This is a genomic window from Caballeronia sp. LjRoot31 (assembly GCF_964253885.1).
Lineage (GTDB): Bacteria > Pseudomonadota > Gammaproteobacteria > Burkholderiales > Burkholderiaceae > Caballeronia.
Genome location: NZ_CAXURX020000003.1, coordinates 1,631,457 through 1,646,966, shown reverse-complemented (window position 1 = coordinate 1,646,966; position 15,510 = coordinate 1,631,457). Strand labels below are relative to the sequence as shown.

The 15,510-nt window shown below is 58.4% G+C and carries 11 protein-coding genes; 6 read left to right on the top strand and 5 right to left on the bottom strand.

The genetic code is table 11. The features are described from left to right. Positions 1 to 289 precede the first annotated feature (289 nt). The 4 genes from ACSQ8V_RS36030 to ACSQ8V_RS36015 all read left to right on the top strand — a co-directional run bounded on the left by ACSQ8V_RS36030 (position 290) and on the right by ACSQ8V_RS36015 (position 7,468). Positions 290 to 1,477, top strand: a complete 1,188-nt coding sequence (locus ACSQ8V_RS36030) for an efflux RND transporter periplasmic adaptor subunit (RefSeq protein WP_436209009.1) — start codon at positions 290 to 292, stop codon at positions 1,475 to 1,477. Positions 1,478 to 1,513: 36 nt separating this feature from the next. Beyond that, positions 1,514 to 4,708, top strand: a complete 3,195-nt coding sequence (locus ACSQ8V_RS36025) for an efflux RND transporter permease subunit (protein WP_436209008.1) — start codon at positions 1,514 to 1,516, stop codon at positions 4,706 to 4,708. An 8-nt stretch (positions 4,709 to 4,716) separates the two neighbouring features. Further along, on the top strand, positions 4,717 to 6,252 hold the full coding sequence (locus ACSQ8V_RS36020; RefSeq protein ID WP_436209007.1) for an efflux transporter outer membrane subunit: 1,536 nt from the start codon (positions 4,717 to 4,719) through the stop codon (positions 6,250 to 6,252). A gap of 301 nt (positions 6,253 to 6,553) precedes the next feature. Then, entirely contained in the window at positions 6,554 to 7,468 is a 915-nt protein-coding gene (locus ACSQ8V_RS36015; protein WP_436209006.1) for a LysR family transcriptional regulator, read from the top strand. 20 nt (positions 7,469 to 7,488) lie between these two features. Here the strand turns inward: ACSQ8V_RS36015 and ACSQ8V_RS36010 are convergent, their stop codons facing one another. Continuing rightward, positions 7,489 to 8,418: a haloalkane dehalogenase gene (locus ACSQ8V_RS36010; protein WP_436209005.1), complete on the bottom strand. Its 930-nt coding sequence runs from the start codon at positions 8,416 to 8,418 to the stop codon at positions 7,489 to 7,491. A gap of 658 nt (positions 8,419 to 9,076) precedes the next feature. Beyond that, positions 9,077 to 9,727, bottom strand: a complete 651-nt coding sequence (locus ACSQ8V_RS36005; RefSeq protein ID WP_436209004.1) for a peroxiredoxin-like family protein — start codon at positions 9,725 to 9,727, stop codon at positions 9,077 to 9,079. A gap of 108 nt (positions 9,728 to 9,835) precedes the next feature. On the opposite strand from ACSQ8V_RS36005, the gene ACSQ8V_RS36000 reads away from it, so the two are divergent. Further along, entirely contained in the window at positions 9,836 to 10,720 is an 885-nt protein-coding gene (locus tag ACSQ8V_RS36000; protein ID WP_436209003.1) for a LysR family transcriptional regulator, read from the top strand. A gap of 119 nt (positions 10,721 to 10,839) precedes the next feature. Next, positions 10,840 to 11,651, top strand: a protein-coding gene (locus ACSQ8V_RS35995) for an IS5 family transposase (RefSeq protein ID WP_436180705.1) whose coding sequence is annotated in 2 segments (ribosomal slippage) — positions 10,840 to 11,188 and positions 11,188 to 11,651 — 813 coding nt in all. Because the reading frame shifts where the segments join, the coding sequence is not laid out codon by codon here. Positions 11,652 to 11,774: 123 nt separating this feature from the next. Here ACSQ8V_RS35995 and ACSQ8V_RS35990 read toward each other — a convergent pair. From ACSQ8V_RS35990 to ACSQ8V_RS35980, 3 genes are all read right to left on the bottom strand, one after another. Beyond that, a complete protein-coding gene (locus tag ACSQ8V_RS35990) occupies positions 11,775 to 12,983 on the bottom strand; it encodes an MFS transporter (protein WP_436209002.1) in 1,209 nt (402 codons plus the stop codon). 53 nt (positions 12,984 to 13,036) lie between these two features. Further along, entirely contained in the window at positions 13,037 to 14,257 is a 1,221-nt protein-coding gene (locus ACSQ8V_RS35985) for an MFS transporter (RefSeq protein WP_436209001.1), read from the bottom strand. Positions 14,258 to 14,494: 237 nt separating this feature from the next. Further along, a complete protein-coding gene (locus ACSQ8V_RS35980; protein WP_213767803.1) occupies positions 14,495 to 15,484 on the bottom strand; it encodes a zinc-dependent alcohol dehydrogenase family protein in 990 nt (329 codons plus the stop codon). Positions 15,485 to 15,510: the final 26 nt, after the last annotated feature.

The following is a 15,510-nucleotide window of genomic DNA, read 5'->3' as shown; positions in this document are numbered from 1 at the left end:
CCTGATCGACATAGTGCAGGGAAACATTAGACAAATTGTCGACCGCGTCCCGCCAGTCGGCGCGCGCCGCAGTTCTTGTCAGGTCGCATCAGGTCGTATCAGGTTCGCCCAAGGACGCGCGTTTGACGGACCAATACTCTGTTCCTGACGAAACTGCTATTGACCTCAGGTGTCGCGTGAGCGCAGGCCACGACGTCGTTTTTCTGCTCGAAGAGACGGGATAGTTGTTGCCACGAGTACACCAGATCAGAGACGCCTTCCCCGTAAGAGAAACTACTCGAGGTTTCGAATGAACACTCGGCCAAAATTTATACGAATCGGAGTCCTTATTCTGGTCGTAGCGGGCGGCCTCTGTCTATTGGCTACGGGTCATTTGAAAGGAGCGGGTCCAGCGGTGGCCGCGGAGGCTGCGGTCGCGGCCGCCGCGCACGTTGAAGTCGATGTTGCGACGGTGGTGGCAAAGACCATCACCGACTATCAAGACTATTCAGGACGCCTTGCGGCAATAGACAAGGTCGAGATACGACCTCTCGTTTCCGGCACCATCATCGCTGTGCACTTCCGCGACGGTGACCTCGTTAAAAAGGGCGATCCGCTCTTTACGATCGATCCCCGCCCCTACCTGGCAGCGGTCGATCAGGCCGGCGCGCAACTGGCTGCTGCGCAGGCGCATGAAGGATACACGTCGACGGACGCGGCCCGTGCTGTCCGCCTGCTTGCCGACAATGCAATTGCCAAACGCGACTACGACCTCGCGCAGAACGCCTCGCGCGAAGCCATTGCTAACGTAAAGGCCGCTCAAGCGGCCCTTGAAACTGCTCGGATCAATCTCGCCTACGCGCATATCACTGCACCGGTTACCGGCCGGGTGTCACGCGCGGAACTGACTGTCGGCAATGTCGTGTCGACCGGCGCGAATGCGCCTCTGTTGACGACACTCGTGTCTGTCTCGCCGATTTACGCAGAGTTCGACGCTGACGAACAGACCTATCTGCGTTATCTCGGACGCGACTCGAAGGAGACCGTGCCCGTTCTGCTGGGACTAGCAAACGAAACCGGCTTTTCCCGCACAGGGGTGATCTATTCGGTCGACAACCGGCTGGACACGACATCCGGCACGATCCGCGTGCGCGCACGCTTCAATAATGAAGACGGCACACTCGTTCCGGGACTCTATGCGCGCGTTCAGGTCGGCGGCGGCGTACCGCATGCCGCGGTGCTGATCGATGACGCCGCGGTTAGCACGGATCAGGACAAGAAGTTCGTCATGGTCCTCGATGCCAACGACCGCGTTCACTACCGGGAAGTTGTGCTTGGCGATCAGCACGACGGTCTGCGCGTGATACGTAAAGGACTCGTTGCGGGCGACCGGATTGTCGTCAGCGGGTTGCAGCGCATTCATCCCGAAGACGTTGTCAGAGCAAAGATGGTGCCGATGAACGGCCCCGGAACCACGACACAATCGTCGCCGGCGTAAGCCGTTTCGCAAGCAGACGCGTTTCTGGCGGATTCCATGAACCTGTCCAAGTTTTTCATCGATCGCCCGATCTTCGCCGGCGTATTGTCGATGCTGATTCTCCTCGGTGGTGTGATTTCGATATTCAAGTTGCCGATATCCGAGTATCCGGAAGTCGTGCCTCCCTCCGTCGTGGTTCGCGCACAGTATCCGGGCGCCAACCCCAAAGTGATTGCGGCGACGGTGGCTGCTCCGCTCGAAGAGCAGATCAACGGGGTCGAAAATATGCTTTACATGCAGTCGCAGGCGAACAGCGACGGCAATCTGACGCTCACGATCACGTTCAAGCTGGGAACCGATGTGAACCTGGCCCAGCAGCTAGTGGAGAATCGCGTCTCGCAGGCGCTGCCGCGGCTGCCTGAAGACGTGCAGCGGCTTGGCGTGACAACGATCAAATCGTCGCCGACCCTGACGATGGTGGTCCACCTCGTGTCGCCGAACGGTCGTTATGACATGAAGTACCTGCGCAATTATTCTGTCATCAACGTCAAGGACCGGCTCGAACGGGTGCCGGGCGTAGGCGAAGTCGTCCTGAAAGGGTCCGGTGACTACTCGATGCGCATCTGGCTCGATCCTCAAAAGGTCGCCCAGCACAATATGACGGCGACCGACGTTGTCGAGGCAATCCGGGAACAGAACGTACAGGTTTCCGCGGGATTGGTCGGATCTTCTCCGACCTTACCCGACGTTCCACTTCAGCTCAGCGTGAATGCTCAGGGTCGCCTGCAAACGGTCGAGGAATTCGAAGACATCGTCCTTAAAGCATCGCCCGACGGCGGTGTGACACATCTGCGCGATGTGGCCCGCGTCGAACTGGACGCCGCCGAGTATGCCGAGCGCTCATTGCTCGACAACAAGCAGGCTGTTGCGATGTGGATCTTTCAGCAGCCCGGCGCAAATTCCCTGCAGATTTCGGAGGCCGTGCGCAAGACCATGAGCGAGCTGCGGCCCGACTTTCCGCCGGGCCTCGAAGACCATATCATCTACGACCCGACACAGTTCGTACGGGCCAGTATTCACGCCGTCATCCATACCCTTCTTGAAGCCATTGCGCTCGTCGTTCTCGTCGTCATCATTTTTCTCCAGACGTGGCGCGCGTCCGTCATTCCGCTTGTAGCGGTGCCTGTTTCCATTGTCGGTACCTTTACGCTCCTACTTGCGTTCGGTTTTTCCATCAACGCGCTTTCGCTCTTCGGGATGGTCCTCGCGATCGGCATTGTGGTCGACGACGCCATTGTCGTGGTCGAAAACGTCGAACGGAATATCGCAAGCGGGCTATCCGCCAAAGAAGCTACTTATGAAGCGATGCGAGAGGTGAGCGGCCCTATTGTTGCGATTGCGTTGACGCTGGCGGCCGTGTTCGTGCCGCTTGCCTTTATGAGCGGACTGACCGGTCAGTTCTACAAACAGTTCGCGGTCACCATCGCGATCTCGACGATTATCTCGGCGTTCAACTCGCTGACGCTGTCACCGGCCTTGGCAGCCCTTTTGCTGAAAGGACATAACGAACCCAAAGACTGGCTGACGCGCGCAATGGACCGCGCATTTGGCGGCTTCTTCAAGCGTTTCAATGCGGTTTTTCAAAGGGGATCCGTGGCTTACAGTTCGGGCGTGAAAAAAGTGCTGAAACGTAAGGCACTGATGATGGGCATCTACGTTGTGCTGCTTTGCTGCGCTGTCGCGATGATACGGGTCGTTCCCGGCGGATTCGTGCCGGCGCAGGACAAAGAGTATCTGATCACATTTGCGCAACTGCCAAACGGCGCTTCGCTCGACCGGACCGAACAAGTGATTCGCAAGATGGCCGAGATCGGGCTCGCCACGCCGGGTGTTGAAGCAGCCGTGCAGCATCCGGGACTGTCCGTGAACGGATTCACCAACTCCTCCAGCGCGGGAATCATGTTTCTGACCTTGAAACCCTTCGAGGAACGAACGAGTAAAGCGCTGTCCGCACACGAGATTGCCGGCCAGCTCATCAGGAAATATAGCGCGATCAAAGGGGCTTACATCGGCGTGTTCCCTCCCCCACCTGTATTGGGACTCGGCACGCTGGGCGGCTTCAAGATGGAACTCGAGGATCGGGGTGCATTGGGCTATGCGGCACTCGACGCGGCAACGCAGGAGTTCATCAAAGTCGCCTCGACAACCCCCGAACTGGGACCGACGTTTTCCAGCTACCAGATCAACGTTCCCCAACTGAACGTCGCGCTTGACCGGGTCAAAGCAAAGCAGTTAGGAGTGGCGGTGACGGACGTGTTCCAGACTATGCAGATTTATCTCGGCTCTTTATACGTCAATGACTTCAACCGTTTCGGGCGTGTGTATCAGGTCCGCGTCCAAGCAGACGCGCCGTTCCGCGCTCACACCGCAGACATCGGTCTGCTGAAAACCAGAAACGCGAATGGTGAAATGGTTCCGCTATCGTCGCTGGTGACAGTGACGCCGACGTATGGTCCCGACATGGTGGTGCGGTACAACGGTTACACCTCGGCCGATATCAACGGCGGCCCGGCGCCCGGCTATTCGACCGACGAGGCGCAGGCAGCCGCTGAACGCATTGCGGCGCAAGTTCTGCCGCGCGGCATCAAGTTCGAATGGACCGACATGACTTATCAGCAGATTCTTGCTGGCAACTCGGCGGTGCTGGTATTCCCGATTAGCGTCCTGCTGGTGTTTCTGGTGCTGTCCGCGTTGTACGAAAGTCTGGCTCTGCCGCTCGCGGTGATCATGATCGTACCGATGAGCATCCTCTGTGCGCTCATTGGCGTCTGGCTAACGAACGGAGACAACAACATCTTCACGCAGATCGGCCTGATGGTGCTGGTCGGGTTGTCGGCCAAGAACGCTATTCTCATCGTCGAATTCGCGCGCGAACTTGAACTTCAGGGCTTTACCGTCGTGTGCGCGGCGATCGAAGCAAGTCGCTTGCGCTTGAGGCCGATCCTCATGACGTCGTTCGCCTTCATCATGGGTGTGGTGCCTCTCATCACATCGTTCGGCGCAGGCTCCGAAATGCGACACGCGATGGGCGTGGCGGTCTTCTTCGGCATGCTTGGCGTCACGCTATTCGGCCTGCTGCTGACGCCGGTGTTTTATGTGCTGCTGCGCATGCTTGCCGGTGGACACAACCTGATCGACAAGCACGGGCATGTGCCCCAGATGCGCGGAGTCGACGCAACAGCCGATCTGTGAGGGTTTCCATGCGTCGACTTCTTGCTGTCCGGCTGGAAGCCACCAGGCGATTGCTGGCGGCCCTGCCTATTTTGACTGTAGCCGCCGGCTGCTCGCTGGCGCCGACCTACCAGCGCCCCGATCTGAACGTGCCAACGGCCTTCAAAGAAGCAACCGCTGCGTCGCCCACTGATAATGGCACGCGGGGGGCGGAGATGATGCCCGCCGAAACCGGCTCATGGAAAGTCGCGCAGCCGGCCGAGGAAGCGCCGCGGGGTGAATGGTGGAAAATCTTCAACGATCCGGCGCTCGACGATCTCGAGCAGCAGGCGGGCGACGCGAATCAGGATCTTAAGGGCGCTTCGGCGCGGGTGGAACAAGCGCGCGCGCTCAATCAGACGGTGCGCTCACAGCGCTTTCCGACCGTTGGCGCAGGCTTCGGACCGACTCTAGAGCGGCAGTCCCCGGCTTCTCTCTTCTTCCCGGACGACCAGGAAGTCCCCCGTCAAACCCTCTGGCGCGCGCAGGCGACGGCGTCCTACGAGGTGGATCTGTTTGGACGGGTATCGGATTCCGTGCAGGCGTCAAATGCGAACACGGCGCAAAGCGAAGCACTGTTGCGCTCGGTACGGCTCGCGTTGCAAGCTGACGTCGCACAAAACTACTTTAATCTGCGCGAGCTGGATGCCGAGATCTCCGTTTACCGGGACACAGTCCGGCTTCGGGAGCAGACGCTCGACCTCGTGCAACTCCGGTATCAGGAGGGCGATATCAGCGAACTGGACGTGGCTCGCTCGCGATCTGAACTTTCTACGGCTCGTTCCGACGAAATGACCGTCGAGCGGTTGCGTGTGGCGTCCGAGCATAGCCTTGCCGTACTACTGGGCAAAGCACCGTCCGCGTTTTCAATGCAGCCTAGCCCACTTACGCCGGTCACGATCGAAGTGCCGCCGGGACTTCCGTCTTCGTTGCTTGAGCGCAGGCCGGATGTCGCCGCCGCCGAATATGCGATGCAAGCGGCGAACGCCCGAATCGGCGTTGCTAAGTCCGCGTATTTTCCCTCTCTGCTTTTAACGGGTACGGCAGGATTCGAATCTGCCACGATCGGAGACCTCTTCAACTGGTCGACCCGCGTTTTTCTGCTAGGGCCGCTAGCTGGCACGGCGCTGGCGATTCCGATCTTTGACGGAGGACGCCGCAAAGGTAACCTGGCAAATGCGCGCGCGGTCTACGAAGAGGACGTGGCCACTTATCGCCAGCAGGTACTAGTGGCATTCCGGGAAGTCGAGGATAGCCTCGCGGACCTGCGCATCCTTAAGGCCCAGACTCAAACCCAGTCAGAGGCAGTCCGGTCCTCGACCCGCGCAGCACAACTCTCACAAACTCAGTATGCCGAGGGCGCGGTCAATTATCTGGACGTCATCGATTCACAACGAACCGTCTTACAATCGCAACTCGCACAAGTTCAATTGTCCGGTACCCAGGTGGTGTCCACCGTTCATCTAATTCGCGCATTGGGAGGCGGATGGGGCAATTCCGTCACACCTGCTACCGGACCGCAATAGGGACCGGAATAGGCGGTCCAGTCGACTGGCCGCGCAACGTCTGCATTTCGCGGAGCGAGTCATTTTAGTGGGCGTTTATCGCCGCAACGAAGCTCCGCCACCCTTTCTGAGAGAACTGCAGCTAACTGCAGTTCTCCCACACCGGCCACTCGTCGATGCTCTCCCACTCCAATTGGTTGGTTATGTCGCGTCGCGTTGACAAAGCCGTTCTGGCCGCTCCGCTGCTAATGCGACCAACACGTATAATCAAGGACCAGTGACCGCACCCGTGCGATTTCCAGGTTCGTAGACCGGAGGGTAAATGGATCGACTGCAAGCAATGGAGGTTTTCATACGTGTCGTCGATACGAATAGCTTCACGAAAGCTGCCGACACGCTGAACCTGCCGCGCGCCTCGGTCACCAATATCATTCAAAATCTGGAATCCTACCTGAAGGTTCGCTTGCTCCAGCGGACTACCCGGCGCCTGAGTCTCACCGCCGACGGAACTGCCTACTACGAGCGATGCGTCAAGGTTCTCGCGGAAATTGAGGAGATTGAAGGGTCCTTCTCCACGACCGCGATGACCCCGCGGGGGAAATTGCGAGTCGACACGTCGGGCCCGATTGGGAAGATGATTCTTGTACCCGCGCTCGACGACTTTCACGCCAAGTACCCGAATGTTCAACTCACCATCGGCCTGAGCGATCGCCGTGTAGATATGATCGAGGAGGGGGTCGACTGCACCATTCGCGTTGGCGCGCTACTCGACTCGAACATGGTGGCAAGACACCTGAATGACTTTCACTTCCTGACTGCTGCCACTCCAGGCTATTTAAAAAGATTCGGTGTGCCGATCAGTCTGGAGGACCTGGATAAACACGTCGCCGTGAAATATATCTCGGCGCGTACCTCACGCCCGATGGAACTGCACTTTGTGGTGGAAGGTGAAGAGGTTGAGGTCAAGATACCCGGTGCATTCACCGTAAACGACGCTGAGGCTCACCTTGCTGTAGGTCTCAAGGGATTTGGACTATTTCAAATTGCCCGGATGCTGGCGCTGCCTTATTTGCGCACTGGGGAACTCGTTGAGGTGCTCCCGCAGTGGAAACCCGCAACTATGGAAACTTCGCTTGTCTACCCTCAAAACCGGCATCAATCTCCGGCAATGCGTGCGTTCATCAACTGGACGCTTGAGCTTTGTGCTGCGCACCCATTGCTTGCCGGTCCGGCCTGAGCGGCGGCATGCCATCAGTGTCAAGCGATCGCAACTCTTGATATCCAGCATGCAATTGCTTCGCCTATCGCGTCGGGTGAATTCTCTTGCAGGTAGTGTCCGCCATACACCTTGACCTCTTCCTGATTTTTCCACGTCCTACAGAAATCCCTCATTTGACCGATGAGCATTGCCCCGGGCTCGGCGTTGATAAACAGCTTAGGGATAGAGGATTCCTTCATCCAGTCTGCGTACTGAGCGACGATGCTGGCTATTGCTTGTGGCCTGCCGTCAATGGGAAGCTCACGGTTAAAGGTCAGAATTGGCAGGCGGTCGTCGCCTTCCGTCAGGAACGGTCGACGATAAACCGCCATCTCCTGATCGGAAAGTGACCGCAACATTGCCGCCGGAAGCACCTTCTCCACGAGCATGTTGTCGCGCAGGATAAGTGCCTCTCCCTCGAACGAACGCAAGCGCTCGAGCGGAGCGCGGATGGACACAGCGACTTCGTCCCACCGCAATTCACGAACGATCGTTTCCATGTAGGCAATTCCTCGCGTTGCACCTGGATGTCTCCTGGCCCAATCCATTGCCAGCACGCCACCCCAATCCTGCCCCACCATAATCAGATCGTTCGCTATGCCGAGTTCATCGAGAAATCCATCAAGAAAGCGGCGATGCTGCGAAAACGTATACCTGCGCGGGTCGGCGTCGACCAGCTTTTCCGAATCGCCCATACCTATCAGATCGGGTGCGATGCAACGGGCTTGCGTTGAAACGTGTGGAATAACATTCCTCCAGATATACGAGGAGGTCGGATTGCCATGGAGAAAGAGAATCGGCGTACCTTCACCTTCATCAACATATGCCATCCGCTTGCCCAGAACGTTCCGGTAGAGCTTCCGGTTTTCAGTATCCGAAATCATCACTTCACCCGTAGTCAATCGTTTGTCACGATACTTTTCGAACAAGGCAGGATCGGTTCAATCTTTAACGCGAGCCTCGTTGCACTACCCGCCCGATTACCCAAAGAGTTGATCCGGATCAGTCGTCGTCGTTGCGTCCTCACGTGCGAGGTGCGCAAAGTAAAACGCTAACCGATAGACGCTGCCAAAGCGTGTTGGTCGCCCATAAACATGGGTTGCATGATGAGACTGCAACACGAGAGACAGTATGGTTAGTGCGAAACATGGACTACGAACGTGCACGCAGCCCCTTCGCTGCACCGGATCCGACGGTCGTTTTCGCTACGCCACCTACATCGTCCGTACTGCTGCGCGCGGCGCCGCGTTCCGCAGCAACCGTAAGCGCGCTTTGGCCTCGTTGTGACGCAGGCGCACCCAAATCTGGATGATAAAACGGCGCAGGGCCATAGCCACTTGCAAATGCAGGCAACGCGGCAGACGCCGCGGCTAAAACCAGTACTTTAAAAAGGGAGCTCGTCTTCATGATATCCACCGTAAGTTTCGACTGTTAAAAGGTAGAGCGCGTATAGCTTTGCGCTATCTGCCGCCTTGAAACCATTCTATGCACCTGTGCCCTCCGGATAATTTGCCATTTCAAGACTGCAATATTCGAGGAGGCCCAACAATCCAGGTACGATCGACACAAAGGGTGCGCGCGACAACGTCAATGCGAGATCGCAAAGCTACGACGACGCACTGCATATCTGGTCTGTAGCGCTTTCAACGCTGTGACGATCGACCCACAACCGCAGTGGTTCCGGTAGTCCAAATCGATAAATGCAAGGACGACGACACCGTCACGATCGAGCAGATAGGTGGCAGGCAGCGGAACCAGCCAATCGCGAGTCTTCCTTGCCGATGGGGGCGTGTAACCCAACTGCTCGTATCGAGGCCTAAGGCTGGCCGGTAGTTCGAATGCGAGCCCATATGCGCGCGCAACCTTCATGTCGACATCCCGCAATTCGGGCATCTGAAAGACGGCATTGCGCGAGGCGATCTTGCAGGGCGGTGCGATGGCAACGACGCTCGCACCCAACGCGACAACCTCCTGATATCCGGACGCAAGTTCGATCGCGTTTTCTTCCCCAAAAGAACACCACGCCCCCCTTTGAAACTGCAGCAAGACTGGGCCGGCGCGAAGCAGGTCTTCAAGAGCAACCGGCTGCCCGCTGGCGTCGGAAAGAGTGAACAGTGGCGCCCGCGCGCCGGCGCGCAATGCTCGCGACGCCGCTTTCGCCGAGGCGGCAATAGTCAACTCGGCGTCCCGATCAGCCGGGAAAATGGCAGTGCCTTGCTGGATCCGCGGTGTTGGCATGAAAACCTCTAAAGGCGAGCAATACCCTCGTTCACCAAAATGTAACCATTTCCGTATGCGTGCAGAAGGTGCAGAATCGGATAACACTTATTCCAGAGGAGAATCCAGATGGACCGATTGGCAGCAATCGAGATCTTTATCCGTGTTGTAGACACCGGCTCGTTTTCTGCCGCTGCCCGCCACTATGACCTCGGTCAACCGGCTGTATCGAAAGCGATTGCGCAGCTCGAAGAGTGGCTAGGAGTCAAGCTGCTCTTGCGATCGACCCGGGCACTCACGCCAACGGAGGCGGGCACCAGCTTTTACCAGCGCGCACGGCGCGCAATCGAAGAGACCGACGAGGCCGTGCTGGCCGCGCGCGGCGCGGCCTCGGGCCTGTCCGGCAAGCTGCGTGTGTCGGCTGCGGTCTGCTTCGCGCGACTGCATATCGTGCCTCAGCTGTCAGAGTTTCTTGAGCAGCACCCGAACCTCGATCTTGAAATGGTCCTGGACGATCGAAACATCGATCTCGTCGACGAAGGCATCGACTTGGCGTTGCGCATGGGGGAATTGGCGGACTCCAACATGACCGCACGCAGAATCGGTGAGGCGCGTCGCCGTGTCATCGGCACGCCGGAATACTTCGAGCGATACGGATTCCCAAAGGCTCCGGCCGATCTCCTCGGACACCGGGCGGTTATCTATACACGAGACGGTGGCGGCGAGGACTGGACGTTCCGCAAGGAAACGGCCGAGGTGTCGGTAAAGCTACAAGGCCGAGTGAAAATCTCCGCGACCGAGGGTGTACGCGCTGCGGTGATCGCGGGCATGGGCATCACGATCGCGTCCGAGTGGGCCTTCACGCCAGAGTTGAAATCGGGCGTCGTGATCTCGGTGATGGACGATTGGATCCTGCCGACGATAAGCCTGTCGGCGGTTTACCCGACCGGACGCCTGGCCAGTACGAAGGCGAGGCAATTTGCGTCTTTCGCGGAAGCTTGTCTCGCTGATTAGCTTCGGAGGAATAGCTCTCGTGCGAAAACATTAAGAGACTGTTGCGAAATTACAAAAAGGGGCTGTTAACTTTTTGGCTCTGGTGTTAACTTCTGTCTTGTTTTCCCTGACAGGAAGCCATGGCTAAGGAACTTATAGACGACCAATTATGGGCACTCATCGAACCGTTGCTGCCCAAAGCTGCGCCGCGCAATCGCCGGTATGCAGGACGCAAGCCAATACCTGATCGCGCCGTGCTCACAGGCATCGTGTTCGTGCTGCGCGCAGGCCTCGCGTGGAATTTGCTGCCGCAGGAAATGGGCTGCGGGTCGGGCTCCACTTGCTGGAGGCGCCTGGACCAGTGGCATAAAGCGGGCGTATGGCAACGCATGCACGAAACGATGCTGGCGGAACTGCGCCGTCGGGGCCAACTCGATATGGCCAGAGTACTGGTCGACAGCTCCTCCATTCGCGCGTTGTACGCGGGAAAAAAACAGGCCCAAACCCCACGGACCGGCGCAAACTCGGCAGCAAACACCATATCATCGTCGATGCGCAAGGCATCCCGCTCGGCGTCATCCTGACGGGCGCAAACCGCCATGACGTCACTCAGCTTGACCCACTGGTCGAAGCCATTCCGCCAATTCGAGGCAAGCCAGGACGGCCCTTGCGTAAGCCCAAAATTGTTCAGGGCGACCGAGGCTATAGCTCTGAGCCACATCGGCGACGCTTTCGCAAACGCGGCATCACTCCTGAACTCGCGAAACTGCGCTCACCCCATGGCAGTGGTCTAGGCAAAACACGTTGGCCTGTCGAGCGTACGATCGCTTGGCTGCACTCCTATCGCCGCCTGAAGATGCGCTACGAGAAATATGCGCACATACACGAAGCCTTCCTCACGCTCGCGTGCGCTTTAACTTGCTGGACCCGGCTAAAAAATATGCAAACTTAATTCTGCAACAGTCTCTAAATCTTATTCTAGGTACCGGTATGAATTTCGCGTCATTCAGGTCTCGCCTACAATCGGCACCCCACCCCACTCGCCGAACCGAATGACTAAGGCTGGATCTCGGGGCTAAAGGACACATGTCGACGCGGTCCGCACGGCCGCCTTGCCCGGTCGCCGGGTCCGTCCGTCCAGCCGTCCGCTGAGGGTCGTGAGCGCCAAAGCGGCGAGGACGACAAGTGCCGCGATCCACGGCGTGTGCATGAGACCAAGGTGGGTCACGATTTGCCCTCCAGCCGAGGATCCTCCGGCTACGCCGAGGTTAAACGCCGCGATATTCATACCGGACGCAACCCCGACGGAATGGGGCGCAAACCGCTCCGCCTGCTTCACGACATAGACCTGCAACGCCGGGACATTGCCGAATGCGACGGCGCCCCACGCGAGCACGGTAAGCAGAACGAGCGCCTTGCTGGAAGCAGTAACCTGCAGAAGGAGCAGCACGACCGCGAGCACACCGAATATTACTTTGAGGGCAGGTATGGGTCCATGCGTATCAGCGAACTTGCCTCCCCAAAAATTCCCGACAGCTACTGATACGCCATAGACGAGTAACACCACGCCAACGACTGTTGGAGTGAATCCCGATATCTGCTCGAGAATAGGTGCGACATAGGTAAAGGCGATGAGTGAGCCGCCATAGCCCACTGCGGTCATCGCAAAGACAAGCAGCAAGCGCGGCTGCGCAAAAAGCTCAGCCTGTCTGCGGATCGATGCAGGCACCGTGTGGGCAATGTTCTTCGGAACGAAGACGAGCGCACCCGTCATTGCAATGAGCCCGAAAGCGGCGACGACCAGAAACGTGGCGCGCCAGCCAAAGTGTTGACCCACAATCGTGCCGAGAGGAACACCTGTTACAAAAGCCACCGTCAACCCACTGAACATCGTGGCGATTGCGCTCGCGGATTTCTCTTTGGGCACGAGGCTAGTCGCGATAACCGAGCCTACTGAGAAGAACACCCCGTGGGCGAGCCCGCTCAAAACGCGAGCCACGATTAATGTGCCATACCCCGGCGCTCTCCATGCAAGAAGGTTGGCGGCGGTAAAAAGCGCCATCAATGCGACCAGCAGTACCTTGCGCGGAACTCGCCCTGTAAGGGCCGTGAGAACTGGCGCACCCACCGCTACGCCGAGCGCATAAAAGCTCACCAGAAGCCCTGCGGACGGCAGGTTGACGTTCAGGTTCGAAGCGATTGTGGGTATCAGGCCCACGATCACGAATTCAGTAGTACCAATTGCGAATGCGCCTATGGTTAGCGCGAGAAGAGCCAACGGCATGATCTAACTCCTGACTGACGAAATGTTCTCTGCTCCGTACAGCGGCTTGGCACCTAGACGGAAAAGCGGCTACCGGGTTTAAAGGCGTGTGCGCACGATCGCCACGCCACAACCAGCCCCGTCAGGGCCAACGCGAGCAGCACCCATGCCATCACGCTGACCCCGGCTGTATCGAGGAGGATGCCGCCGATCAGCCCCCCGCCTGCGATCGCTCCGTTCCACACGGTCACGATCATCGATTGAGCTGTGTCGGCCCCGTCACCCGCCGCGTCGGCAGACGCCGTTTGCAACAACGTTGCAGCACCGCCGAACGTGAGGCCCCACAGCGCGACCGCAAGGTAAATGACACCCGCCACTGTTCCATCTACGCCGAGGCTCGCCGACGCTAACGCAAAGACGCCGAGACTAAGCAAAACGAGAGCTCGGAGCCACCTGTCAATCAAGGCGCCGGTGAGCCAGATACCAAGCAATGCAGACACCCCAAAGTCCAGTAGCACGAAGTCAACATGGTTCGTCAGGTTGGCTGGCACAAGAAATGGGGCGATGTAGGTATAGAGCATATTGTGGGCGAGCATCCAGGCGAGAATCACGAATAAGACCGGCCGCACGCCCGGCATGAGAAAGACGTCTTTAATGCCGCGTTGTTTGTCCTTTGCCTGCCCGGAAAGATCCGGTGCTTTCCACAACACCCATATCACGAGCACGACTGTCAGCGCCGACATGAACCCAAACGCAGCGCGCCAACCGACGAGGTCACCGAGCCACGTGCCTGCAGGCACCCCAAGCGCAAGCGCGATGGGAGTGCCGACCAGTGCGACGGCCATCGCTCGGCCCTGAAGATGCGCAGCGACCATCTGGCGGGCATATCCGGGAATCAAACCCCAGGTCAGTCCGGCGGCAACGCCTGCCATGAATCGGGCGGCCAGTGTCACCGGATACGATGCAGAAAGCGCTGTTACGGTGTTGAAAACAAAAAACCCCGCAATTGCCAACAGCAGCACTCGACGGCGCGGCCAGCCGCGCGTGGCCGCGGTCAACGGGATCGCGGCGGCGACGGACCCGAGCGCATAGAGGGTCACCAGTTGCCCCGTCCAACTTTCCGGCACGCCCAGCCCATGACTTATTTCAGGAAGCAAGCCAGCCGGCAGCGTTTCGGTGAGAATCGCAATGAACCCTGTCATAGCGAGCGCAAGAAGCCCCGCTAACGGCAAGCGGTTCGATAGGGATTGCGCCGTTTGCCTTCCCTGCCGATCAACGGACAATTTCGTGGACATGACGTGTGACTCTCAATAGGACCGGCAAGTCTCGTGCGACAACGCACGATATATCCGATCAGTACTACAAAATACGTGGACGATTAGTGGAAACAAGAACTAAAGCCCCGTGCGCCGCGGAGCGCTTTTACTCCGGTCGGAATATATCGAGACCGCGGCGCCCGTTGCGAAGTAGATGCATCGCCGGGAGCGGGCGAGAAACACCTCATACCCCGGCTCGTGGCGCCGCGTTGCCGCTTAAACCGTTACTACGATCTTGCCAAACTGGCCGTTGGTCTCAAGATACCGGTGGACCTCGACCATCTCATCGAACTTGAAGCTACGATCGATTATTGGCTTGAGCGCGCCGCTCTCAAGGCCCTTGAGGATGAATTCCACTCCAGCCTTGCGCCGTGTTTCGTTACCGGTCGTCAGCCAGACATTGTGCGCCTTGATGGTTGGCATCTTGGCGATCATTGCCAGTACCGGAATGGGTGTGTCGCCCTCGGCAAGCGCGCCGTAGATGTAGACCGTACCCTGAAAGGCCAGCGCGGAAATCAGTTTAGGGAAGTTAGGGCCGCCAACCGGATCGAAAGCGACGCGAGCGCCTTTGCCGTCGGTGATGCGCAAGACCTCAGCAACCATATCGACTTCGTCGGTGGCAATCACATGCGTAGCACCGGCTTCAAGCAACTGCTTGCGCTTGGCTGACGTTCGTGTCAGCGCGATGGAAGCCGCGCCGGCGTAGTTGGCGATCTGGATCGCGGCGAGCCCGACGCTGCTGGAGGCGGCGGGTACGATGACGAAGTCACCCTTGCCTACCTTGGCGTCCTCGATGAGCGCGCCGTAGGCCGTCAGGAACATCATCCAGACCGACGCGGCTTCGGCAAACGACAGCGATTTCGGATGCTTCACCACGGCGTAGTCCGGCATGGTAATGACCTCGCCATACGTGAAGTACTGGTTAAAGGAGAACGAGGGGATCACGTCCACCTCGTCGCCCACCGCGATGCCAGTTACGTTCGCGCCGATCGCATCAACCACGCCCGCAGCCTCATACCCCAGACCCGCCGGAAACTTGACGGGCTCGATATAGTCATCGAGGCGCCACATCGACTCGGCACGGTTGATACCAATTGCCTTTACGTTAATGCGGACCTCGTTCGGGCCGGGAGCCGGCACCTGCGTCTCGATGAACTCGAGGACTTCCGGGCCACCAGCTTTTGCGAACTTGATAGTACGTGACATGTAAGCCTCCTGAACTGGGTGAATAA